Origin of the sequence: Synechococcus sp. BS55D, from assembly GCF_004332415.1 — a bacterium.
Classification (GTDB): Bacteria; Cyanobacteriota; Cyanobacteriia; order PCC-6307; family Cyanobiaceae; genus Synechococcus_C.
The window spans coordinates 135,984-157,562 of sequence record NZ_PHQT01000004.1; the positions used below are offsets into that span (position 1 = coordinate 135,984).

General features: G+C 61.7%; 27 protein-coding genes and 1 riboswitch. Of the genes, 16 read left to right on the forward strand and 11 right to left on the reverse strand.

Translation table 11 applies throughout. The features are described from left to right. The first annotated feature begins 10 nt into the window (after positions 1-10). Positions 11-826, forward strand: coding sequence for a TlyA family RNA methyltransferase (locus CWE16_RS09995; protein ID WP_131595316.1), 816 nt, complete (start codon positions 11-13; stop codon positions 824-826). A gap of 9 nt (positions 827-835) precedes the next feature. On the opposite strand, the gene CWE16_RS10000 is transcribed toward CWE16_RS09995, so the two are convergent. From CWE16_RS10000 to CWE16_RS10010, 3 genes are all read right to left on the reverse strand, one after another. Beyond that, positions 836-1,174 carry a P-II family nitrogen regulator gene (locus CWE16_RS10000; RefSeq protein WP_131456815.1) on the reverse strand — a complete coding sequence of 113 codons (339 nt, stop codon included), beginning with the start codon at positions 1,172-1,174 and terminating at the stop codon, positions 836-838. A 36-nt stretch (positions 1,175-1,210) separates the two neighbouring features. Then, a complete protein-coding gene (locus CWE16_RS10005) occupies positions 1,211-1,438 on the reverse strand; it encodes a hypothetical protein (RefSeq protein WP_131595127.1) in 228 nt (75 codons plus the stop codon). 69 nt (positions 1,439-1,507) lie between these two features. Beyond that, positions 1,508-1,756 carry a DUF4278 domain-containing protein gene (locus CWE16_RS10010; RefSeq protein WP_330848554.1) on the reverse strand — a complete coding sequence of 83 codons (249 nt, stop codon included), beginning with the start codon at positions 1,754-1,756 and terminating at the stop codon, positions 1,508-1,510. Positions 1,757-1,786: 30 nt separating this feature from the next. Next, positions 1,787-1,862: riboswitch (Glutamine riboswitch) on the reverse strand. 114 nt (positions 1,863-1,976) lie between these two features. Here CWE16_RS10010 and queF point away from each other — a divergent pair. Next, a complete protein-coding gene (gene queF / locus CWE16_RS10015; protein ID WP_131595129.1) occupies positions 1,977-2,387 on the forward strand; it encodes a preQ(1) synthase in 411 nt (136 codons plus the stop codon). Here the strand turns inward: queF and CWE16_RS10020 are convergent. From CWE16_RS10020 to CWE16_RS10050, 7 genes are all read right to left on the reverse strand, one after another. Next, complete coding sequence (locus tag CWE16_RS10020) at positions 2,359-3,654, reverse strand: cytochrome c biogenesis protein ResB (RefSeq protein ID WP_131595131.1); 1,296 nt, start codon at positions 3,652-3,654, stop codon at positions 2,359-2,361. The genes queF and CWE16_RS10020 overlap by 29 nt on opposite strands. A 49-nt stretch (positions 3,655-3,703) precedes the next feature. After that, positions 3,704-4,372: a cytochrome c biogenesis CcdA family protein gene (locus tag CWE16_RS10025; RefSeq protein WP_236629698.1), complete on the reverse strand. Its 669-nt coding sequence runs from the start codon at positions 4,370-4,372 to the stop codon at positions 3,704-3,706. Between the two features lie 68 nt (positions 4,373-4,440). Further along, complete coding sequence (locus tag CWE16_RS10030) at positions 4,441-5,640, reverse strand: FtsW/RodA/SpoVE family cell cycle protein (RefSeq protein ID WP_236629684.1); 1,200 nt, start codon at positions 5,638-5,640, stop codon at positions 4,441-4,443. 163 nt (positions 5,641-5,803) lie between these two features. After that, positions 5,804-6,004, reverse strand: coding sequence for a phycobilisome linker polypeptide (locus CWE16_RS10035; RefSeq protein ID WP_131456829.1), 201 nt, complete (start codon positions 6,002-6,004; stop codon positions 5,804-5,806). Positions 6,005-6,009: 5 nt separating this feature from the next. Then, positions 6,010-6,498 carry an allophycocyanin subunit beta gene (gene apcB / locus CWE16_RS10040; protein WP_131456831.1) on the reverse strand — a complete coding sequence of 163 codons (489 nt, stop codon included), beginning with the start codon at positions 6,496-6,498 and terminating at the stop codon, positions 6,010-6,012. A gap of 42 nt (positions 6,499-6,540) precedes the next feature. Next, positions 6,541-7,026: an allophycocyanin gene (locus CWE16_RS10045; RefSeq protein WP_131456833.1), complete on the reverse strand. Its 486-nt coding sequence runs from the start codon at positions 7,024-7,026 to the stop codon at positions 6,541-6,543. Positions 7,027-7,342: 316 nt separating this feature from the next. Then, the gene (locus CWE16_RS10050; protein WP_131595137.1) at positions 7,343-10,375 is read right to left on the reverse strand and encodes a phycobilisome rod-core linker polypeptide; all 3,033 of its coding nucleotides are present in this window, start codon (positions 10,373-10,375) and stop codon (positions 7,343-7,345) included. A gap of 164 nt (positions 10,376-10,539) precedes the next feature. On the opposite strand from CWE16_RS10050, the gene CWE16_RS10055 reads away from it, so the two are divergent. The 14 genes from CWE16_RS10055 (at position 10,540) to CWE16_RS10115 (ending at position 20,402) form a co-directional block, all read left to right on the forward strand. After that, positions 10,540-11,745, forward strand: a complete 1,206-nt coding sequence (locus CWE16_RS10055) for a class I SAM-dependent methyltransferase (protein WP_131595140.1) — start codon at positions 10,540-10,542, stop codon at positions 11,743-11,745. A gap of 101 nt (positions 11,746-11,846) precedes the next feature. Then, positions 11,847-12,182, forward strand: coding sequence for a hypothetical protein (locus CWE16_RS10060; RefSeq protein WP_131457105.1), 336 nt, complete (start codon positions 11,847-11,849; stop codon positions 12,180-12,182). 22 nt (positions 12,183-12,204) lie between these two features. Beyond that, positions 12,205-12,933, forward strand: coding sequence for a F0F1 ATP synthase subunit A (atpB, locus tag CWE16_RS10065; RefSeq protein WP_131456836.1), 729 nt, complete (start codon positions 12,205-12,207; stop codon positions 12,931-12,933). Between the two features lie 153 nt (positions 12,934-13,086). Continuing rightward, positions 13,087-13,335 carry an ATP synthase F0 subunit C gene (gene atpE, locus CWE16_RS10070; RefSeq protein WP_006911576.1) on the forward strand — a complete coding sequence of 83 codons (249 nt, stop codon included), beginning with the start codon at positions 13,087-13,089 and terminating at the stop codon, positions 13,333-13,335. An 86-nt stretch (positions 13,336-13,421) separates the two neighbouring features. Next, on the forward strand, positions 13,422-13,886 hold the full coding sequence (locus CWE16_RS10075) for a F0F1 ATP synthase subunit B' (RefSeq protein ID WP_131595142.1): 465 nt from the start codon (positions 13,422-13,424) through the stop codon (positions 13,884-13,886). Then, a complete protein-coding gene (locus tag CWE16_RS10080) occupies positions 13,886-14,407 on the forward strand; it encodes a F0F1 ATP synthase subunit B (protein ID WP_131595144.1) in 522 nt (173 codons plus the stop codon). Before CWE16_RS10075 ends, CWE16_RS10080 begins: the two co-directional genes overlap by 1 nt. Then, the gene (gene atpH / locus CWE16_RS10085; protein WP_131456842.1) at positions 14,407-14,955 is read left to right on the forward strand and encodes an ATP synthase F1 subunit delta; all 549 of its coding nucleotides are present in this window, start codon (positions 14,407-14,409) and stop codon (positions 14,953-14,955) included. The genes CWE16_RS10080 and atpH overlap by 1 nt, the downstream gene beginning before the upstream one ends. A 58-nt stretch (positions 14,956-15,013) precedes the next feature. Then, a complete protein-coding gene (gene atpA, locus CWE16_RS10090; RefSeq protein ID WP_131456844.1) occupies positions 15,014-16,534 on the forward strand; it encodes a F0F1 ATP synthase subunit alpha in 1,521 nt (506 codons plus the stop codon). A 13-nt stretch (positions 16,535-16,547) separates the two neighbouring features. Beyond that, positions 16,548-17,498 carry a F0F1 ATP synthase subunit gamma gene (locus tag CWE16_RS10095; protein ID WP_131456846.1) on the forward strand — a complete coding sequence of 317 codons (951 nt, stop codon included), beginning with the start codon at positions 16,548-16,550 and terminating at the stop codon, positions 17,496-17,498. Between the two features lie 97 nt (positions 17,499-17,595). Then, positions 17,596-18,303: a putative 2OG-Fe(II) oxygenase gene (locus CWE16_RS10100; RefSeq protein ID WP_131595146.1), complete on the forward strand. Its 708-nt coding sequence runs from the start codon at positions 17,596-17,598 to the stop codon at positions 18,301-18,303. 38 nt (positions 18,304-18,341) lie between these two features. Further along, positions 18,342-18,677: a 2Fe-2S iron-sulfur cluster-binding protein gene (locus CWE16_RS10105; protein WP_131595148.1), complete on the forward strand. Its 336-nt coding sequence runs from the start codon at positions 18,342-18,344 to the stop codon at positions 18,675-18,677. Positions 18,678-18,700: 23 nt separating this feature from the next. Next, positions 18,701-18,862, forward strand: coding sequence for a hypothetical protein (locus CWE16_RS12175; protein ID WP_201737991.1), 162 nt, complete (start codon positions 18,701-18,703; stop codon positions 18,860-18,862). Continuing rightward, entirely contained in the window at positions 18,859-19,938 is a 1,080-nt protein-coding gene (locus CWE16_RS10110; RefSeq protein WP_131595150.1) for a DUF3326 domain-containing protein, read from the forward strand. Before CWE16_RS12175 ends, CWE16_RS10110 begins: the two co-directional genes overlap by 4 nt. Then, positions 19,938-20,402 carry a YchJ family protein gene (locus tag CWE16_RS10115; protein WP_131595152.1) on the forward strand — a complete coding sequence of 155 codons (465 nt, stop codon included), beginning with the start codon at positions 19,938-19,940 and terminating at the stop codon, positions 20,400-20,402. The genes CWE16_RS10110 and CWE16_RS10115 overlap by 1 nt, the downstream gene beginning before the upstream one ends. A gap of 21 nt (positions 20,403-20,423) precedes the next feature. On the opposite strand, the gene ald is transcribed toward CWE16_RS10115, so the two are convergent. Then, the gene (gene ald, locus CWE16_RS10120; protein ID WP_131456856.1) at positions 20,424-21,563 is read right to left on the reverse strand and encodes an alanine dehydrogenase; all 1,140 of its coding nucleotides are present in this window, start codon (positions 21,561-21,563) and stop codon (positions 20,424-20,426) included. Between the last annotated feature and the right edge of the window lie 16 nt (positions 21,564-21,579).

The window sequence follows — 21,579 nt, forward strand, 5'->3', positions numbered from 1 at the left end:
TTATGACGAAATGGCCCGTAAACAACGACTGGATCTGCATCTGCTGACCCTTGGCCTGGTGCCCTCGCGTCAGCAGGCCCAGCAGCTCATCCGTGCAGGTCGGGTGCGGGATGTCCATGGACAACTCCTGGACAAACCTGGTGTCGAGGTCGCACCTGATCTTGAGGTGATCGTCGAACAGCCCCCTCGCTTCGTCTCCAGGGGTGGCGAAAAGTTGCTGGCGGCTCTGGAAGCTTTCCCCTTGCAATTGGATGGACGCATCTGCCTTGATGGCGGGATCTCCACGGGTGGTTTCACCGACTGCCTCCTGCAGCACGGGGCCGCCAAGGTGTATGGCATTGATGTGGGCTACGGGCAGACGGCCTGGAGCTTGCGAACGGATGAGCGCGTGGTGCTGAGGGAACGAACAAACCTGCGTCGTCTCACGCCAGACGAGCTCTTCGGTGTGGATGACCCCAGGCCCACATTGGCGGTGGCCGATGTGTCGTTCATCTCTCTGGGCCTAGTGCTTCCAGCACTGTGGGGCCTGCTGGATCCGACGAAAGCAGAGGCGGTGTTGTTGGTGAAGCCTCAGTTTGAGGTGGGGCGGGAACGGGTCGGTAAAGGAGGTGTAGTGCGGGACCCTGATGCCCATCGGGATGCCCTGATTGGGGTGATCGATGCAGCATCACCACTGGGATGGAACCCCCATGGGCTCGTGGCATCACCGATCACCGGTCCGGCTGGCAACCACGAATATTTGCTTTGGCTCGCCCAGGGAGCCCCAGTGCAGATGCCTACAGCTGAAAGCTTGCAGGCGCTGGCGAGGGCAACCCTGGGGCTCTAGAAGACTGCTTCAGAGTGCCGAGCCGTCGCGGTCTCCGGTGCGGATGCGCACCACTGTGTCGACAGGTGAAATGAAGATCTTGCCATCGCCGATTTCGCCGGTTTTCGCTGCATCGGCGATCGCGGTGACGACCGTGTCAACGCGGGCGTCATCGACAACCACTTCGATCTTGAGCTTCTGGAGGAATTCCACCGTGAACTCAGATCCTCGATAGCGCTCCACTTGGCCTTTCTGGCGACCGAAACCACGCACTTCACTCACAGTCATGCCAACGATGCCGGCATTGACAAGGGCCAATTTCACGTCTTCCAGCTTGAAGGGGCGGATGATCGCCTCGACTTTTTTCATGACCTGGGGCGGTGGGTGTTGGGTAGGGAAAGTGTGTCAGATCTGGCCGGATGGCGACAGGGCTGGCAGGTACGTCAGTTGCAGACCTGCAGCACTCGCATCGGCGCTGAGGGCGTCGGCATCGGCGGGGGGAAGGGTCACCAAGCCATCGGCCAGTAGCGACCAGTGTTCGCTCTCGAAATGCGTCTGCAACCAGAGCATGCCGTGGATACTGCCCGGTCGGAGCCGGATGGAGCTTTCGGAGCTGTACAGGCAGAGATCCATGAAAAAGCCTGAGCGACCACTCCATTACGGCGTGGAGCCCAGGCAACAGTTGTGCTTTTTGCGACCGAATCAGCGGTTGGCCTGCTGGCTGGCTTCCGCTTGCCTGTGCTGATAGGTGTTGCCGCGGTAGTGCAGCTCGACACTGGCGTCGGCATCGGCGGACTCATGGCGGAGCGGAGCCTCGTAATGCTGACCGCGGTAAGTGTGATCGACCTTGGCTTGGCTTGGCTGCTCGTGTTGGTTGGCGTCATAAGCGACGCCTCGATAGGTGCGTTGTTTGACAGACATGGTGGGAACCTCGAAGGGATGGGAGTTCACCCGAGCGAATCGGGGACCGCTTCGATGGAAGGAGCGTTGCTTCGCCTTGCGGAGGGCTACTTCCGGCTGGTCGACCGGCGCCGAAGCGCCGACCAAGCTCAACGTTTTGTCCTTCAAGAATGTTGTATCCCAAAACCGCTGTTCATAGTGAACAGTTTCGCCCTTTGTTTGTGAAGCTTTTGTGAGTTTGTAGCGTAGTGATCACTTCGCACCTTTTGTCTTGGCTTCCTCCGCCTCTGAAACCACCCGCACTCCCCTCTATGGCGAGCGTGCCATCGCCGAGGCCGAGTTGATTTGCTTCGACAATCCCCGTCCTGGGCGTCCCTATGAGGTGGCGATTGAACTACCTGAATTCACGTGTCTCTGCCCCTTCTCGGGATATCCGGATTTCGCGGTTTTGCGATTGCTTTACCAACCCGGTCCCCGGGTGGTGGAGCTGAAGGCCATCAAGCTTTATGTGAACAGCTATCGCGATCGCACCATCTCCCATGAAGAGGTGGCCAACAGGATCCTTGATGATCTTGTGGCGGCCTGTGCTCCGGTCTGGATGCAGCTGGAGGCAGATTTCCACCCCCGCGGCAATGTGCACACCGTGGTCCGTGTCAGTCACGGCAGCCGCCAGCCGTGCTGATGAGCTCCGGCAGCTCCCGGGCGAAGCCCCCCAGGTTGCGATTGCAGAGGCCGCCCACATGCAGCTTCCTGCCTTCGGGGTCAAGGATGGCCCAGAGCTGACGGGTGGCCACCAGGCTCAGACCGCCCCCAAGCAGGGTGATAGCAAAGCCTGCATAGACCAGAGGGACTCCAGGATCACGTTTCAGCAGCAGACCGCTGGCCGGCATCACCTCCCACACGCGCAGCGGCAGACCATTGATCTCTGCCGCCGCCCCCCCTGGGCGGAGATTGGCCAAGGAGTCGCCGCCGCTGCCAAACACCTGCACAGGGCCCTCTTCGCTGCTGAGGGCTAGAAGCACTGGTTCGCTGCCATCCGGCCGGGTGGGGAGCACCAGGCCCCAGAGCTGATCTCCGAGTTCCGGAAAGGTCTGCAGAGGAAGTTGCAGCCTTGGGCTGTTGCCCAATTGCACCGTGATTGCCGCCAGTGACCAGTCGGCCTGATACACCGTCATCCCGCGAAAACGGAGTGGGTGGTTGACGCTGATCTCGTGGATGGAGGGGCTGGCGTCGTTAGGCGCCTGAAGCTCTAAAACCGAGCGGAACTGCTCGGGCCGCCCAGCGGGATCCCTTTCGATCGCGAACTGCTCGAGGGTGAGGGTGAGCTGGCTCTCTCCCTGGCGATTCAGAAGGTCGAGACTGCGACCAGGTGCCAGATAGCGCTCGAGGCGATGACCAGCCAGTGCCCCCCAGGCGGCACCCAGCATCAGCAGGACAAGCCCCGTGTGCACAAGTAGCGGGCCAACGCGGCCTACCACTCCCCGGCGTGCACTGAAACGTTCCCCGTGCTCCTGAACTTGCCAACCACGCTCCCTGAGGCTGCTCGCCAGCCGGCGGAGCCCTGTGCTCGCGTCATCGAGGCTCAGGCTCTCGGCCAGGGCCAGTTTGCTGAGCTGACGCGGTTCCCGGTAATCAATCCAACGGAGTGCGGTCTGGAGTGCGGGCCATTGGCGTCGCCAGCTGCAGAGGATTAAGGCCAGCCCGAGCCAGCCGAGAAGACTGAGAAACCAGAAGCTGCTGTAAACATGATCCAGCTGGAGGGCGAGCATTCGATCGCCGTTGATCAGTCCCAGCCAGGGATCGTTGTTAAAGCGATCGAGGTAAAGCGCAGGATCTTCCCCCTGAGGAAGGATGGTGCCGACGGCACTGGCGATCGCGATCAGCAGCAGCAGAGTAATGGCCAGCCGTAGATCGGATAGCAGAGCTGCCAGACGTCGAAGCGCTGTCATGGCTGAGGGGTCATGGCTGAGACGTCATGGGTGTGAGGTCATGGCTGGTTCACAGCCAGCGCGAGAGCAGGGTGAGTGCACCGGTGGTGATGAGTACAACGCCGCTAACCGGTGGCACCCAGCGGCCGATTGGGCGTAGGGCCAGCAGGTTGGGAACGCTCGCTGCTGCGCTTCCTGCCAGCAGCAGCGGAAGCACCTGGCCGAAACCGAAACAGGTGAGCAGCAGCATGCCGATCAAGGGGCTGCCGCTGGTGGCGATCCATCCGAGCAGAACAGCGAGTACCGGGGTTGTGCAGGGGGAGGCGGCCAATCCGAAGGCGAGGCCAGCAGCCACTGGTGCCAAGGGTGCCGGTATACGGCGGCTCCACTGGGTCGGGTCCGGTCCTGCAGGAAGAGGCACCCGCAGGAGACCAAGCAAGTTAAGCCCCATCACCACAGCAAGCACCGCGACCACTGTCGGCACGGCATTCGGCACCTGGCCGTAGATCCTCCCCAGCAGGCCGCTGAGGCTGCCCAGCAGCACGAGTGCAACAACAATCCCGCTGCAGAAGAGCAGGCTTCGCTGCCAAGGGCTTTGGCGGCCCTCAAACCCCGCTAGGTAAGCCAGAGTGACGGGAAGCAGGGAGAGAGAGCAGGGACCGAGGCTCGTGAGTGCGCCACCGGCAAAGACCAAGCCAAGGGTGATGGGCCCAGGGTGGGTCAGGGCCTGGGTCAGCAGCTGCTCACTGCTCTGTGCAAGACCGGCAAGATCGAGGTTGATGGCTGCCTCGGAGGTTGATCGTCACCTTATCGAGAGGGCTGCCTTGGCTGGTGCCTCCGCCCCCCGTTTTGTTTCAGCCTGCGACCTCCGACCAGACCGCTGGATTCAAGGGAGCAACGGATCAGAAGGCCGGCGATCAAAAGACTCGACATCAAAGAGTTGCCCCCATAGCTGATCATCGGTAACGGCAGTCCCGTTGTGGGCATGGCTCCAGAGGCGACGGCCAGGTTCATCAGCGACTGGCCAATCAGCAGGATGGTGCATCCGATCGCCGTCAGCCTGGCCTGGTTACTCCGGCAGCGCAGGGCGACGCGCAGGCCGATGAAGCCGATCAACATCAGGAACATCAGCAGCATCAACGAGCCGATGAAGCCGAACTCCTCTGCGTAGACGGCAAAAATGAAATCTGTGCTCTGAATGGGCAGATACTGCAGCTTCTGGGTCGAGAGTCCGAAACCCTGGCCGAACAGCCCCCCTGAACCGATGGCGAGCAGACTCTGCACCAGTTGATAGCCGTCTCCCTGGGGGTCCTGCCAGGGATCCAGGAACGAGATCACCCGTAGACGCTGGTATTCGTTGATCATGATGCTGCTGACTCCCAAGGCGGCGCCCGCCAGGGCGGTACCGAACAAGGTGCGCAGGCGTAGCCCGGCAGAGAATGCCATGAGCCAGAGGAGTAGGCCCGTTAAAGCTGCTGTGCTCAGGTTCGGTTGTTTGAGGATCAGCAGAATCAAAGTCGCGAAGCTGCCCAGCCAGAGCAGCTTTTGATCAGGAGCGCTCCGTTTCCAATGGGCAAAGAGGTTCGCGGCCTGAAGCACCACGAATGGTTTGACGAGTTCCGACGGTTGGATCTGAAGAGGGCCGATGACGAGCCAGCGGCTCGCACCATTCACGGTGCTGCCGAACACGAGGGTGGCCGCGACAAGCAGGGTTCCGATCCAGAGAGCCGGGCCGGCGAGCTTCATCCAGCGCCGAAGGTCACTGCTGATTGCGGTGGCTAAGAGTCCCCAGCTGGCCACCATCCAGATGATCTGTCGCTTGAGGTAGTAAGCCCCTTCTCCCATTTCCCGGCTGGCAACCCACCAGCTGGCGGACGCGAGCACCAGCAGTCCCGCCAGGCTCCAGATTGCCGTGAGGCTGATCAGCAGCCTGGCCTCCGCAGGCCAGAGCGACCAATCCAGTGGCAGCTGGCGTTGCAGGAACGGCCCCTGGACCGCTGTGGTCACGGTGCGTGGTTTCCTTCTGGAAATCGCACTGGTGCTGGTCAAGGAAGGAGAGACAAATGGTGATGCTCCATTCAGCCGTCTCAAGGGGATTTTGCCAAGTCGTAGAAGACAAAAAAGCCCGGTCAGAGACCGGGCTTTTCAAGAATCTGAGGAGGCTTCAGGTTCAGTTGCCGACGTTCACCTGAGGGCGACCGCTGCAGAGCTCAACTTTAAGGATCCGCCCCCCTTGCTTCATGATGCGCTGCTGCTCAGCGAACCAGCTCTCGTAGGGAACCCATTTCGTGAAAAAGGTGTTTTGCAGCTCACGCTGACTACGCACTTTTTCAGGACAGGGGATACAGGCGGTGACTTTGAACAACCGCATGAGACTCAGTTCCCGAGACCGGAACAGATGTAATCGAAATAAACACCCATTTCACGACCTGCATCAGGACCAACCAAGGAAGCAGTGACTTCCTTCATGGCTTGAATGGCCTGGACGGTGGCGCCGATGGGCACTCCCAGAGAGTTGTAGGTCTCCTTGAGGCCATTCAGAACACGCTCATCCAGGATGGAGGTGTCACCAGCCAGCATGGCGTAGGTGGAATAGCGCAGGTAGTAATCGAGGTCGCGAATGCAAGCTGCATAGCGACGGGTGGTGTACATGTTGCCGCCGGGACGGGTGATGTCCGTGTAGAGCAGAGCCTTGGCGACAGCGTCCTTGATGATCGCAGAAGCGTTGGCGCTGATGGTGGCAGCAGCCTTGACGCGGAGTTCGCCGCTGGCGAAGTAGCTCTCAAGGTTGCTCATCGAAGTGGTGTCCAGGTAAAGACCCTGGACATCCGACTTATTGATGACGTTGGTGATGGCGTCTTGCATGGATCCGTGAAGAGGGCGAAAAGGCTGAAAAACGGCTTGTGATCAGGCGAGAGCGCCCACCACATAGTCGAAGTAGGTGCCGGCTTCCTCGGCATCGCTGCCGGTGAGAATGCTCATGGCAACGGCTTTCATTTCGCGGATCGCTTCGGCCATGGCCTCCAGGGGAGTGCCGAGGGCGCGATACATTTCGCGAGCGCCGATCACGCCGATCTCTTCAATCGGAGTGACATCGCCAGCGACCACGCCGTAGGTCACGAGACGGAGGTAGTAGTCCATGTCGCGCAGGCAGGAGGCTGTCATTTCCTCGCCGTAGGCATTGCCGCCGGGGGAAATGACGTCAGGGCGCTTCTGGAAAAGCTGGCCTGCGGCCTGCTTCACGATGCGCTCACGGCTCTCGCTGAGAACCTGGGCGACGCGAAGACGACGCTGACCGCCGGCCACGAAGGCCTTGATCTGGTCGAGTTCGCCAGGACTGAGATAGCGGGCTTCGGCGTCCGCGTTGATGATCGAGTTGGAGACGATGCTCATGCAGTTCTGCCTCGAAACAAGCGGCCGCCCGTAGGAGACCGATATCCGGTGAGTGGTTGACGCGACCAGTGTGCCCGATCGCCACAGCATTCTGTGCCAACGCTGAGAGGCAATCGCTGCCCCGGTAACAGTTCTTCACGGCGACGGTAAAGCTTAAGAGTCATTGCGGTGCAAGGGATCTGGCGGACGTTGCTCAGCAATAGGGTATGGCGTGTTTCTGACATAATTTTCACAAAAATTGCTCGCTATTTGTGACAAAAACGCCCCACGCCCGGGATGGGCGTGGGGCGTTTTTGCCTTCTCTCGGCTTTAGGGCTTAGATGGCGCCTTTCAGGGGTGGGTTAAGGGCTGCATTGCCCCCATAAAGGGCTGCACCACGGTTGATTGTTGCCGTAGTGGTGCCGTCCAGGCTCACCATTCCCTGGAAGCAGGGAATGGAATCGGTTCCGAAGCTGCTGGCATAGGCCTTGGAGTTCAGCAGATCATCAATCGCAGCCTGTTGGCCATGCTTGGCTCGGGTTGCCAGGAAAGCGCTGACTTCACGGGGAAGTGGAGCGCGACCCAGGAGTGCGATGTGGGCTGCGGCGGCAGCACGCAGGGGTGCCATTCGCCAAAGCCGCTGCTGGAAAAGCTCACTGGCGCTGACGCGGGCCACAAATTCAGCCACGCTCAGTCGACGCTGGGTGAACAGGGACTCAGCGTCTCCAAGGCGCTCAGCCTCAACCGGCATACGGTTGAGAAGCTGTCGGTAAACGGCTTGGATCGCCGCCTCGATTTCGCTGGTGCTGGCTGCTTCCGCCAGACGGAGAGGACGGTTTTGGCTAGCCCGTCGTTTCATGCCAGAGGGGCTGGCGCCCTCAAGGGCCTTGCGCATGGCCGTTTCGGCAGTTTCAGGCAAGCCGAATCCACCACTGCTGCCGGTGCTGCTCCAGATCGCTGGGGCAGATCCCACCTGAGCTAGGGGTTGAATTGGTGCGGCACTGGTGCCACTGCTCCAACTGCGAACCTGGCCAACGCCTGGCTGCCAGCGAGGTTCACTCCAGCGACGGGTTGGAGTGGGCTGGTTGCGCACGCTGTCTGGGCCCTGGCTCTGGCCTGTGCTCGATTGAGCGAATTGCCCACCGCTGAGTGCCACGCTCCAGTTACCGCGGACCAGAGGTCGGGCAGGCAGATTGCGGTTGGTCAGGTCACCGGTGGTCCGCAGGGTCGGTGACTTGGGCACGTTGGGACGCTGATAGGCCGTTGCCGCCGAGGCGGCGATCAGATCGACTGGCCGTTTGAGAGCGGGCACCCTGCGGCTGCGGAGATCGGTGGGAGTGATGAAGCGTTCGTAGGGAACGGTGTCCTCACCGAAGCAGTCGTTGTATTCCGGGCTATTGATCAGAGCATCCACAACTCCGTAGAAGCCATGGCGGGCTGCGGTGTCGAAGAGAGCATCGATTTCCCAGCGTCCGAACGTGGGTCGACCCAGCAGACGACGATGCATCACCTCGATGGCCTTGGTGATGTAGAGGCCGCTCCAGTACCGACGACGGAAGGCCTGAGATCGAGCCACTTGGCGCACGAATTCGCGAAGGCTGATGTCGCCGTTCTCGAGCTTGATTTCCTCGACCTTGTTGCGCTCCCCGGCGTAGCCAGCGCTACCGAGCACCTGCACGTACACCGCATTGATGACGGCCTGGGTGCTCGATTCTGTGCCGCGCACACTGGGCTGACCGGCGCGGCGTGGCATGGAGCTTCCGCCCGTTGCTATCTGTTGCAGACGCATCACCTTCGGGCCGACGCGGCGGGGCTGACTGCCGCGGAATTGGGGGCTCGCCATCTGGCCTGGTTCACGCATGCCATTGCCCACAAGGATGCGTCGGCTGTCGTAGCCGAACGGTGCGGGGCGCGTGGCCACGGAGGCTGTGGCTGAAGGGAAGATCGCCCCGTACTGGAGGCCCAGAGGGTCATTGCTACCTCCGTAGACGTGCTGGTCTCCGAAGGGTTGGCGGTAGGAGGCGTAGAGGGTGACGTACTGAGGTGCTCCTTCGAACGGTGCACTGAAGCGGAAAAGCTTGCGGTTGGATCCCCAGCCGGCACTCTCCTGAGCTTCCTCGCCGAGATCGCGGAGGAAGGGGACTGTTTCCTCGCCAAAAACGCGCGCATATTCCATGGTGTTGACCAGGGAATCGACCAGTCCGTTGAGCCCCTGAGCGCTCACGATGTCGAAGTAGCGGGTGAATTCCTCACGGGAACTGATGCCGCGACCGAGGAAGTGGCGGAAGGCCAGTTCTACCGCCCGACTGTTCGAGAAGCGTGCGTAAAACTGCTGCCTGTACTCCTTGCTCCGACCCAGGCTGCGGATGAATTCGCGCATGGAGATGTCGCCCTGTCGCACCTGGGTGGCTTCGACTGGGCAGGGCATCTGGGAGTAGGCCTTGCTGATGTCGCGCTCGAACACCTGGCGGTAAGCAGCACGGACTACCTCGGCCTTTTGGGCACCGGTCATGGCCGGCTTCATCGTGTACCGCAGCGCTTTGCCCTTGGCGGCCAGGGCATAGATCGCAGGCAGTTGCAGGCCTTGATTTTCAGGACTGCCCAGTCGCTGGCGTGCGGACGGGGTTGGAATGGAGAGTTCTTCGAGCAGCACGTTGAAGCACTGCACGGTGAGACGCCGGGCTTCCGGGCGCTCTTTCAGGAGGGTTGCAGCGGCAGCGCGCATTTCCTGGAGAGCCACGTTTGTAGCCGCCAGTGAGCAGCCCTTTTCAAGAACGTCACGCAGCCCGCGGGTGTTCACGGCAAGGATGCTGGGGTCGCCAGCTACGAGCGCATAGCCCACATAACGCAGGAACCAGCCCAGATCACGGATCGACTTGCGCATCCGATCTGGGCCGTATTTGGCCACACTGATGGGGCTGAAGCCTGTGGGAAGCACCACCCGCACGTCGGCTTCTTCGCCGCCGCCCTGGAGAAGCCGGGAGAAAAAGTTCCCACGGCTGGTGGAGCTTGCTGCTCCGGTGAAAGTCTCGATCGACTGGGCAAAAGCCGCTTGGTCGGCCGCTAGTAGCTCTCGGCCAGGACCGCCGGATTCACCGGTGCTCAACGGTGCATCCAGGAAAGAGAGTGGGGTTCCACCCACAAAGATCCTGTTGGCGGCGCGGGCAACGATCGCCTCAGCATTGGCGGCAAGCACCTGGGCGGCCTCCAGGCGGTCGCTGCCGCTCCTGAAGAAGGTCACCAGGTTGTCAAGTTCCGCTCCGTCGGGGAAGCGATCCTGTTGTTCAGCCTGACGAACGCTGGAGAGCGGCAGGGTGTCGAACAGCTGGGGGGAGACCCTGGGGCTGCCGCTGCTGGCGGTCACGGTCATGAACGAAAGCAAGCCGGATCCGGCCACGTTACGGCTCGTCTTTAGGCCTCCAGGAACGGCATGAACAAATGTTTGCAGGGGCTGGTCGTTTTCTTCGGATTCCGCCCTTGCCCATGAAAAGCTCGCCGCACGCCCCTGCCGGCGTCCCGTCCATCCAGTAGCGCATGCACGACAGCTTCAGTGACGCCGCCACGCCGGTGGTGAGCGCCTTCTACGACCGCTTTCCCTATCCAGGAGATCCCCTCCAGGATGGCCCGCCGCCCGGATACAACTGGCGGTGGTGCCTGCGCAGTGTTGAAGCGGCTGTCCATGGTCAAGTGCGTCCCCAGGGGAATGGGCAACGCCCGAGCCGCTTGCTCGATGCAGGCTGTGGCACCGGCGTCAGCACCGACTACCTCTGCCACCTCAATCCCGGAGCCGAGGTGCTCGCGGTGGATATCAGTGCTGGTGCTCTGGAGGTGGCGCGCGAACGTCTGCGCCGCTCCGGTGGTGCCGGGCAGGTTGCGTCTCTACGGCAAGAGCAGCGCAGCCTGCTTGACCTTGCTGGTGAGGGGCCTTTTGACTACATCAATTCCGTCGGGGTGCTGCATCACCTCCGCGACCCCCTCGCTGGATTGCAGGCGCTGGCCGGATTGTTGGCTGATGACGGTCTGCTTCACCTGTTTCTTTACGCGGATGGTGGGCGTTGGGAGATCCATCGCTGCCAGAGAGCGCTCGAGCTGCTGTCGGTGGGGAACGGAGCCGAGGGGCTCAGGCTCGGCCGAGAGCTCTTCGAGGTGCTTCCAGAGACGAACCGGTTGCGACGGCACCACGCTCAGCGCTGGGCGCTTGACACCGTGGCGGAGGCGAATTTCGCCGACATGTATCTGCATCCTCAGGAGACCAGTTACAACCTCACCGGTTTGATGGCGCTCATCGAGGCGGCCGGCCTCCATTTCGCTGGTTTCTCCAATCCTTCGGTCTGGGATCCTGCCCGGCTGCTGGAGGGTGAGCTCCTGGAGCGTGCCCGTTCCCTTGCACCTCGTGAGCAGTGGGCCCTGGTGGAGGAGCTGGATCCAGACATCAGCCATTTCGAGTTCTTCGTGAGCCGTCAACCGGTCCATCCCGAGTCCTGGACAGAGGACAGTCGCCTGCTGGAGGCTGCAGGAGAGGTGCAGCCCTGTCTTTGGGGGTGGCCTTCGGCGAGTCTTCTGGGACCCGACCTCGAACCACTCACTCTCAGCGATCAAGATTTGGCGCTCCTAAAGGCGGTGGAGGCCCAACCGGGAGCAGCGCTTCAATCCCTTGAACTTGAGGGAGAGATCGCCTCCACTGCAAGGGATCTGTGGCGAAGACGTCTGCTGTTGCTCCAGGCTCCCCTGGGGGGGTGACCTGTGAACGCGTGATAGATTCCGCGCGCTTTCTCAGGCGTTGTTTGCAGGCTCTGTCCTCCACCGAAACGGCTCTGTCCCCAGGTCAGGTCGACAACGGAATGGAGGACTACGCCAGGCTCCAACGACGCCTGATGCTGGCCACCTTGATCCTTTCTCTGGTTGCAGCCTTGCTTGCAGCCTGGCGATTTGACCTCTTGGTGGCTCGCAGCCTGTTGGTGGGAGCTGCTGCAGGTCTTCTGTACCTGCGGTTGCTCGCCCGCAGCGTGGCCCGGCTCGGCGGAGGATCCCGTCAGGTGGGTCGGTTTCAACTGGTGGTACCGATGTTGCTGATTGTGGCTTCTTCGCGCCTCCCCCAGCTGGAGCTGCTTCCTGCCTTTCTCGGTTTTCTTCTCTACAAGCCTGCCCTGATCCTTCAGGCCGTCACAGACGCCTGAGTCCGCGCAACCCCCTGCATTCATGGCTCTGTTGCCCTTCCCACTTCCTTTCGCCGAACTGGAGGTGGGCCAGCATCTGTACTGGCAGATCGGCAATCTCAATCTTCACGGCCAGGTCTTTCTGAGCTCCTGGGTTGTGATCGGCTTGCTTCTGGCTCTCGTGGTCAGCGGTACCCGCAAGATGGAGCGTGACCCCCGTGGCGTGCAGAACCTTCTGGAGTTTCTCTGGGACTATCTGCGGGATCTGGCTCGGGAGCAGATCGGCGAAAAGGCTTATCGCGACTGGCTCCCGTTTGTGGGCACCCTCTTCCTGTTCATCTTTGTGTGCAACTGGGGCGGTGCTCTCATCCCATGGCGTCTGATCGAACTGCCCAACGGTGAGCTCGGCGCTCCCACCGCTGACATCAACACCACCGTGGCCATGGCCCTCCTGGTGTCGCTCTCTTATTTCTATGCGGGCCTGAGCCGCAAAGGCCTCCGGTACTTCGAGTACTACGTGGAGCCCACGCCGATCATGCTCCCGTTCAAGATCATCGAGGACTTCACCAAGCCCCTGTCACTCTCCTTCCGTCTGTTTGGAAACATCCTGGCTGACGAACTGGTTGTGGCAGTGTTGGCCTTCCTCGTGCCGGTGCTCGTGCCCCTGCCGGCCATGTTCCTTGGCTTGTTCACCAGCGCCATTCAGGCTCTGATTTTTGCCACTCTCGCCGCCAATTACATCGGTGAGGCTGTGCACGAAGAGGCCCACTAGGCCGCTTCATCCTTTCGCCGGTCCCCGGCGATCTGCTAAACACTTCGCGCGCAGGTCCGGGTGGAACCGGGCCCACTCTTCCTCGGAAGAGTGTCCCGGGCGCGCCCTGCCCTTTCCGCGCTCATCCTGCGCAACCCCAACCGCTTTCCACCAATGAGTGATCTGACCTCCGCCGCCTCCGTCCTGGCCGCCGCTCTCGCGGTGGGCCTCGCCGCCATCGGTCCTGGCATTGGCCAGGGCACCGCAGCCGGCCAGGCTGTGGAAGGGATCGCCCGCCAGCCTGAAGCTGAAGGCAAGATCCGCGGCACCCTGCTGCTCTCCCTGGCCTTCATGGAAGCTCTGACCATCTACGGCCTGGTTGTGGCTCTGGTGCTCCTGTTCGCCAACCCCTTCGCCGGCTGATTCAGGTATGGAGGAATCGCTTAAGCGCGATTCCTCCAGTCTTTTTCTGAATCCATTGTCCCGCTTCCACCCAGCGCTCCTCTTCCATGACCTGGCTTCTGCTCGCTGAAGCAGGGGTACCGGAGGGAGGTCTCTTTGACCTCGATGCCACCCTTCCGCTGATGGCGGTTCAGGTGGTGCTCCTCACCTTCCTGCTTAATTCCCTCTTCTTCCGTCCGGTCGGCAAGGTCGTGGAAGATCGTGAGGGTTACATCTCCACCAGCCGTGCCGATGCCAAGCAGAAGCTGGCTCAGGTTCAGCGTCTGGAAGCCGATCTCACCGATCAGCTCCGCGGTGCTCGTCAGGCGGCTCAAGCCGCCATTGTCGAAGCCGAACAGGAAGTTGATCGTCTCTACCGCGAGGCTCTGGCCACGGCTGAGACAGAAGCCAATCGCACCCGCGAGCAGGCTCGCCGCGAGATCGAGGCCGAGCGCGAAGGAGCGCAGGCCAAGCTGATGGCTCAGGTCGATCAGCTCAGCTCCCAGATCATTCAACGACTTCTGGCAGCGTGATGATGCTCTCTCTTTCCCTGCTTGCTTCCGAAGGTGGATTTGGGATCAACCTCAATCCACTCGAAACCAACCTGATCAACCTGGTCATCGTGATCGGTGTTCTCGGTTGGTTCCTTAAGGGCTTCCTCGGTGGAATCCTGGAGCGTCGCCGTCAGGCAATCCTTCACGACCTTGAGGATGCCGAGACCCGTCTGAAAACTGCGACGGCTGAACTGGCTAAGGCCCAGGCCGATTTGGCTGCTGCTCAGCAAAAAGCCGAGCAGATCCGTTCAGACGGCAAGGCGCGAGCCGAATCCATCCGTCTGGATGGTGAGAAGCGCACGATCGAAGCTATGGCTGCCCTGAAACAGGATGCCCTTGCCGATCTCAATGCTGAGGGTGCCCGCCTCACCGAGCAGCTCCGTCGTCAAGCGGCTCTTGCCGCCATCGACAAGGTTTTGGCTGATCTCCCTGGTCGCCTCGATGAACAGGGCCAAGCCCGTTTCATTGATGCCTCCATTGCCAATCTGGAGGACGCCTGATGCCCCTTCTCAACTCCCTGGCCACTCCTTACGCCGAAGCTCTGCTTCAGGTGACGGATTCTCGTAAGGAATCCGATGATGTGGCAGTCCAGTGCAAGCAGTTACTCGCTCTCTGGGACCAGTCCGCCGAGCTCCGGGATGCGATGACCTCTCCAGTGCTCGAGCCTGAAAGTAAGAAAAAGGCCCTCACCACTCTCTTGAGTGATCAGTTGAAGCCTTCTCTGCTCAACCTTCTCAAGGTGCTCGCAGATCGTCAGCGTTTGGCCGCGTTTGATGCAGTGCTGCTGCGCTATCTCGACCTCTATCGGGAATCCCGCCGCATCTCTCTGGCCAAGGTGGCCACTGCTCAGGCCCTGACCGATGACCAGCAGGCCGCTCTGGCCAGCAAAGTTCAGGCCATGGTCGGATCCGGCACGGTCGAGATCGACCTCAGCGTTGACCCCAGTTTGATCGGTGGATTCGTTGTGAACCTGGGCTCCCAGGTGATCGACGCCAGCCTGGCCGGTCAGGTCCGTCGACTCGGTTTGTCGCTCGCCAAGGCGAGCTGAGCCTTCCACCTTTCTTCATCGCTCCTCCACCCACCACTCCCCGCAGGGACTTCCCGCCATGGTTTCCATCCGTCCTGACGAGATCAGCGCCATCCTCAAACAGCAGATCGAGGACTACGACAAGTCCGTATCGGTCAGCAACGTGGGCACCGTCCTCCAGGTTGGCGACGGCATTGCCCGTGTGTACGGCTTGCAGCAGGCCATGGCCGGTGAACTCCTTGAGTTCGAAGACGGCACCGAAGGCATCGCCCTCAACCTTGAGGACGACAACGTCGGCGCCGTGCTGATGGGCGAGGGCAATGGCATCCAGGAGGGCAGCACCGTTCGCGCCACCGGCAAGATCGCTTCAGTTCCCGTTGGAGAAGCTCTTCTCGGCCGCGTGGTGAATCCTCTCGGACGCGCGATCGATGGGAAGGGTGATCTGGCCACCACCGAAACCCGCCTGATCGAATCCCCCGCCCCTGGGATCATCCAGCGCAAGTCGGTGCATGAGCCCATGCAGACCGGCATTACCGCAATTGACGCGATGATCCCCATCGGTCGCGGTCAGCGTGAGCTGATCATCGGTGACCGCCAGACCGGCAAAACCGCCATTGCGATCGACACCATCCTCAACCAGAAGGACCAGGACGTCGTCTGCGTTTATGTGGCCGTCGGCCAGAAGGCCGCTTCCGTGGCCAACGTCGTCGAAGTCCTGCGTGAGCGCGGCGCTCTCGACTACACCGTCGTTGTGGCTGCTAACGCATCCGAAGCCGCAGCCCTCCAGTATCTGGCTCCTTACACCGGTGCCTCCATTGCTGAGTACTTCATGTACAAGGGCAAGGCCACGCTGGTGATTTACGACGACCTCACCAAGCAGGCTCAGGCTTACCGCCAGATGTCTCTGCTGCTCCGCCGTCCGCCCGGTCGTGAGGCCTATCCCGGAGACGTTTTCTACTGCCACAGCCGTTTGCTTGAGCGTGCCGCCAAGCTGTCTGATGCGATGGGCAAGGGTTCCATGACCGCCCTGCCGATCATCGAGACCCAGGCCGGCGACGTTTCGGCCTACATCCCGACCAATGTGATCTCGATCACCGATGGTCAGGTCTTCCTGAGCTCCGACCTCTTTAACTCAGGTCTTCGCCCCGCCATCAACGTTGGTATTTCCGTGAGCCGTGTTGGTGGTGCTGCCCAGACCAAGGCCATCAAGAAGATTGCCGGTACCCTCAAGCTCGAGCTGGCACAGTTCGACGAGCTCGCCGCTTTCTCCCAGTTCGCATCCGACCTCGACGCTGCCACTCAAAAGCAGCTTGGCCGCGGTAAGCGTCTGCGTGAACTGCTCAAGCAGCCTCAGTTCAGCCCGCTGATCCTGGCTGAGCAGGTTGCCATCGTCTACGCCGGCGTGAAGGGTTTGATCGACGACGTTCCCGTGGATCAGGTGGTGCAGTTCTCCCGTGAGCTGCGCGAGTACCTCAAGAGCAACAAGCCTGAGTTCATTCAGAAGATTCAGGACGAGAAGGTTCTCAGCCCTGAGGCCGAAACCATGCTCAAGGAGGCCATCGCTGAAGTCACCTCCACCATGCTGGCCACGGCCAACTGAGGGATCTTCACTCATGGCGAATCTCAAGGAGATCAGAGACCGAATCAAATCGGTCAAGAACACCCGCAAGATCACTGAGGCCATGCGTCTCGTGGCTGCGGCCAAGGTGCGCCGGGCTCAAGAGCAGGTGCTGCGCAGCCGTCCCTTTGCGGATCGGCTGGCCCGCCTGCTCGAGAACCTTCAGGCCCGCATGCGCTTCGAAGATGCAGATGCCCCTCTGCTGGAGCAACGCACCGTCGAGTCCATCACCCTGGTGGCCGTGACCGGCGACCGCGGCCTTTGCGGTGGCTACAACACCAACATCATCAAGCGCACCGAGCAGCGCTTCGCTGAACTGAAGGCCCAGGGCTACAAAGTCGATTTGGTGCTGATCGGCCGTAAAGCCATCACTTACTTCACCAACCGTAGTTACCCGATCCAGGCCACGTTTACCGGTCTGGAACAGGTGCCAACGGCTGATGAAGCCGGCTCGATTGCGAATGAAGTGTTTGCCGAGTTCCTCTCGGAAAGTACTGATCGTGTCGAGATCATCTACACGAAGTTCATCAACCTCGTGAGCTGCAAGCCTGTGGTCCAGACCTTGCTGCCCCTCGATCCTCAGGGAATTGCTGAGGCCGATGATGAGATCTTCCGCCTCACCACCAAGGAAGGTCAGCTTCGAGTCGAGACCGGCAGTGGTCCGGGTAATACCCAGCCTGCTGTTCCCTCCGACATCGTGTTTGAGCAGAGTCCTGAGCAGTTGCTCAATGCACTGTTGCCCCTTTACCTGCAGAATCAGCTCCTCCGCTCACTGCAGGAAGCTGCGGCTTCAGAGCTGGCCAGTCGCATGACGGCCATGAACAATGCGAGCGACAACGCCAAGGCTCTCGCCAAGTCCTTGACCCTCGACTACAACAAGGCCCGTCAGGCAGCCATCACCCAGGAGATTCTTGAGGTGGTTGGCGGTGCTGCAGCAATGGCCTGATCCTGCGGCAATCCAGCGATCAGTCTTCACCGGTCCCCTTGGGGGCCGGTTTTTTTATGGTCTCTTGCGCTGACTGTCAGCGCTGGATGATGGAGCGATGGTTCTCCAACTCCATTCCCTCTTTCCCACGTTGGTGGCAACCGAGCATTTGCCGCTCGATCCCCTTGACCATGCCGGCCTGCTGCAGACGCTGCATCAGCTACGCGGAGAGGCGAGCGGGAATCCCAGTCCAGGTTGTGCCTGGACTGGGGACCTGAATGGCATCTGGCAACTGCACCGTCATCCCGATGTGGCTCCGCTCGCCGATTGGGTTACCCAGCAGGCCTGGCGCTATCTCGAGGCGACTGGGTTTGACCTCACCCGTGTCTCCCTTCATCTGCAGCGTTGCTGGCCGGTGTTGAGTGAGTGGGGGCAGGTGGTGGGGCGCCACCACCATCCGAATGCGCATCTCAGTGCCGTGCTTTATCTAAGCGGTGATGGGTCCGCCCAGGAGGGGGCGCTTTGTTTGCATGCGCCCCACCAGCTCAATGAACTGGTGCCCGGCCTGGCCGTCGGTCACGGGGGGCCAATTGCGCTCGATCATCCGCACAATCAGACGCGCTGGACCTTGGCCCCCCAGCCAGGTCTGCTGGTGTTGTTCCCCTCCCGGCTCGAGCACAGTGTTCTTGAGAACAGCGTTGAGGATGCATTGCGGGTCTCGATCAGCTTCGACTTTGTGCTGACGGCCGTCGCTGATGGGCTCCCACCTGAATACTTGGCTCCCGATCCCTCGCATTGGACCTCCTGTCAACGGCCTGTGCCCTGAGAGGATGCTGGCTCCTGGCACTTCTTCTGGCAGCAAGGATGAGCGACACCACTGCGGGCACCTACACCATTACGGTTGAGTTGGATGGGCAGCAGCATGCCTTTCAGTGCAGAGCCGATCAGACGGTGCTCGCCGCCGCTGAAGCGGCTGGCGTGCTGATTCCGAGTTCTTGCTGCGCTGGGGTTTGCACCACCTGTGCAGCCCAGATCCGCGAGGGTGAGGTGCATCAGCCCGATGCGATGGGCGTTAAGGAGGAGCTGCGCAAGGACGGTTTCGCGCTGCTCTGCGTGTCCTATCCCCGCTCTGATCTCAAGGTGGTGGCTGGCCAGGAAGATGCGCTCTACGAAGCGCAGTTCGGGCAGTATCAGAAGTGAGGCTGACCTCCCTTCGCTTGACGATGTGCGCACCTGCTGAGCTGCAGGCCCAGTGCCTGCGGCCATGGCTGCTCGATCAGCTGCGCGTGCACGGTGAGCCCCTGCGCTGGGCCATTACGGCCGCAGAGCCCAGTGCAGGAGGGGCTGGGCTCCAGTTGCAAGTGGAGGCGGTGCTGATCCCATGAGTGCCGCCTTGGCTCCTGGGGATGCTCTGCCCACTCTGCTGTTGGTTCCTACTGGGATCGGCTGCGCCATCGGTGGCTATGCCGGTGATGCCCTGCCCAGTGCCAGGTTGTTGGCGGCAGCATCCGGCTGTTTGATCACACATCCGAATGTGATGAACGGCGCGGCCCTTTACTGGCGCGACCCAAGGATCCATTACGTGGAGGGTTACGGGCTCGATCGTTTTGCTGTAGGCACTTGGAGCCTGAGGCCTGTGCGGCAACAGCGCATCGGCCTGTTGCTGGATGCCGGGATTGAGCCGGGGTTGCGCGAGCGTCATCTGCAGGTGGCTGAAGGCTGCCGGGCCACTCTTGGCCTGGAGATTGGCCCGGTGCTGACCACCGAAGTGCCGCTTGGTGTGCATCTGGAGCTTGGCGCCAGTGGCATCAGCTGGGGCACGCTTGAGCGTCCGGATGCGCTGCTGAGAGCGGGCGAGCAGCTCAAGGCTGCTGGGGCTACTGCCATCGCTGTCGTAGCCCGATTTCCGGAGGATCCCGAAAGCGAAGCCTTGGCGGCCTATCGCCACGGCAGCGGCGTGGATGTGCTGGCCGGTGCGGAGGCGGTGATCAGCCATCTGCTGGTGCGTCATCTCCAGATCCCCTGTGCCCATGCACCAGCCCTTCAGCCTTTGCCCCTCGATCCCCAGCTCGATCCGCGGGCTGCAGGCGAGGAGCTCGGCTACACCTTTCTGGCTTGCGTGCTTGTGGGATTGAGTCGCGCTCCGCAGCTGCTCGCTTCAGGCACTCAGCTCCAACCCCAGGACTTGCACGCCGATCAATTGGGTGCCGTGGTGGTGCCGGACGGTGCCCTTGGAAGCGAGGCTGTGCTCGCTTGCCTCGAACGGAGGGTCCCTGTGATCGCGGTGGCCAACCCATCGTTGTTAAAGGTCAGCGCGTCGGCCTTGGGGCTGGAGGGTGTCGCTGAGCTGTTATCAGCAAGCTCCTACGCGGAGGCAGCCGGGCTGGTGCTGGCCCTTCGCGAGGGGATTGCGCCGGCCTCTTTGCGGCGTCCATTTCCCTCGCTGCATCGGCTTGAGTGATGGCGGCTGGTTTCGGATTCGCGGCTGCCACAGGCTCATGGCTTTGTCCCTGTGGCTCTGGGCTGGCCTTTGCCGCCTGCTGCCGCCCTCTGCATCGTGGCGAGCAGCAGGCGCAGACCGCAGAGCAGCTGATGCGTTCCCGTTACGCCGCCTATGCCTGCGCCGTTTTCGACTATCTGATTCAGACCCATCCCATCCCTGGGGAACCCCTCGCAAAGCGCCGCAAGGATCTGCGCGAAAGCTGCCGCCAGACCCGTTGGCTAGGGCTCGAAATCATCGCAGTGGAGCGTGGAGGCTCCGCTGATCTGGAGGGGACCGTGCAGTTCAAGGCCAGCTTCCAGGTCGGAGGGCATCGGGGCGTGTTGGAAGAAACCTCCCTGTTTCAGCGGAGAGACAGGCAGCTCGGCGGTGAGTGGCTCTACATCAAGCCCCTGGCCTTGGATTCCGGTGGTACGTTGGCGTAACGAAGTCGTTCCTTTCCCGTGTCAGCGCAGGCAGGCCATCGGGTGGCGAGGTGGCACTCCCAGGGCTTTGGCGACTCCGGGATGGCAGACCGCGCCTTGCACGGTGTTTAAGCCTGAAAGCAATTCGGGCCGCTCCGTGACGGCTTCCTCCAGTCCGCGGCCAGCGATGCCGAGGATGTAAGGCAGTGTCACGCTGACCAGGGCCTCGGTGGAGGTGAAAGGCACGGCCCCAGGCATGTTGCCCACGGCGTAGTGCTGCACCCCATGGATCGTCACGGTTGGGTCGGTGTGGGTGGTCTCCCGGCTGGTGCCGACGCAGCCCCCTTGGTCGATCGCCACATCCACGATCACTGACCCCGGTTTCATCTGCTGCACCATGCCTTCGTCCACCAGGGTCGGCGCTCGGCCCCCTGGTGTGAGCACGGCACCAATCAGCAGGTCGGCGGTTGGCACCAGTCGCTCCAGTAATCCCCGGCTGCTCACCACGCTCATCAGGCGTCCGCGCCGGTCGGCTTCCAGGCTGCGCAGCCGTTCTGGGGAGCGATCCAGCAGCATCACCTCTGCATCCATCGCCGCCGCAAGCCGCGCTGCATTCCAGCCCACCGTGCCGGCGCCGAGCACCACCACCCGTGCTGGACGAACCCCGGTGCAGCCCCCGATCAGTACGCCACGGCCACCGTTCGGTCGTTCCAGAAGCCGGGCACCTACCTGGGCTGCGAGCCGACCGGCGATCTCGCTCATCGGTGCCAACAGCGGCAGGCTGCCGTTCTCCAGCTGCACGGTTTCGTAGGCCACGCCGGTGGTGCCTGCATCGAGGAGCGCCTGACCCACCTTTGGGTAGGCGGCCAGATGCAGGTAGGTGAACAGCACCATGTCATCTCGCAGGAATGGGAATTCCTCCTCCTGCGGTTCCTTCACTTTCACCACCAGGTGGGCGGCCCAGGCCTCCTCACGGTCCACCACCCGGGCACCCGCGGCAGCAAAGGCGTCATCGCTGATGCCGGCGCCAGCCCCTGCGCCGCTTTGCACACGCACTTCAAGGCCCTGCATCACCAGCTCTCGCGCACCGTCTGGGGTCAGGGCGACCCGTTGCTCATCCGACTTGATCTCGGTTGGCACCCCGATGCTCGCCATCGGGGCGGAGAGAACGGAGTGGGCCATGGCTGCCGGAATCTCT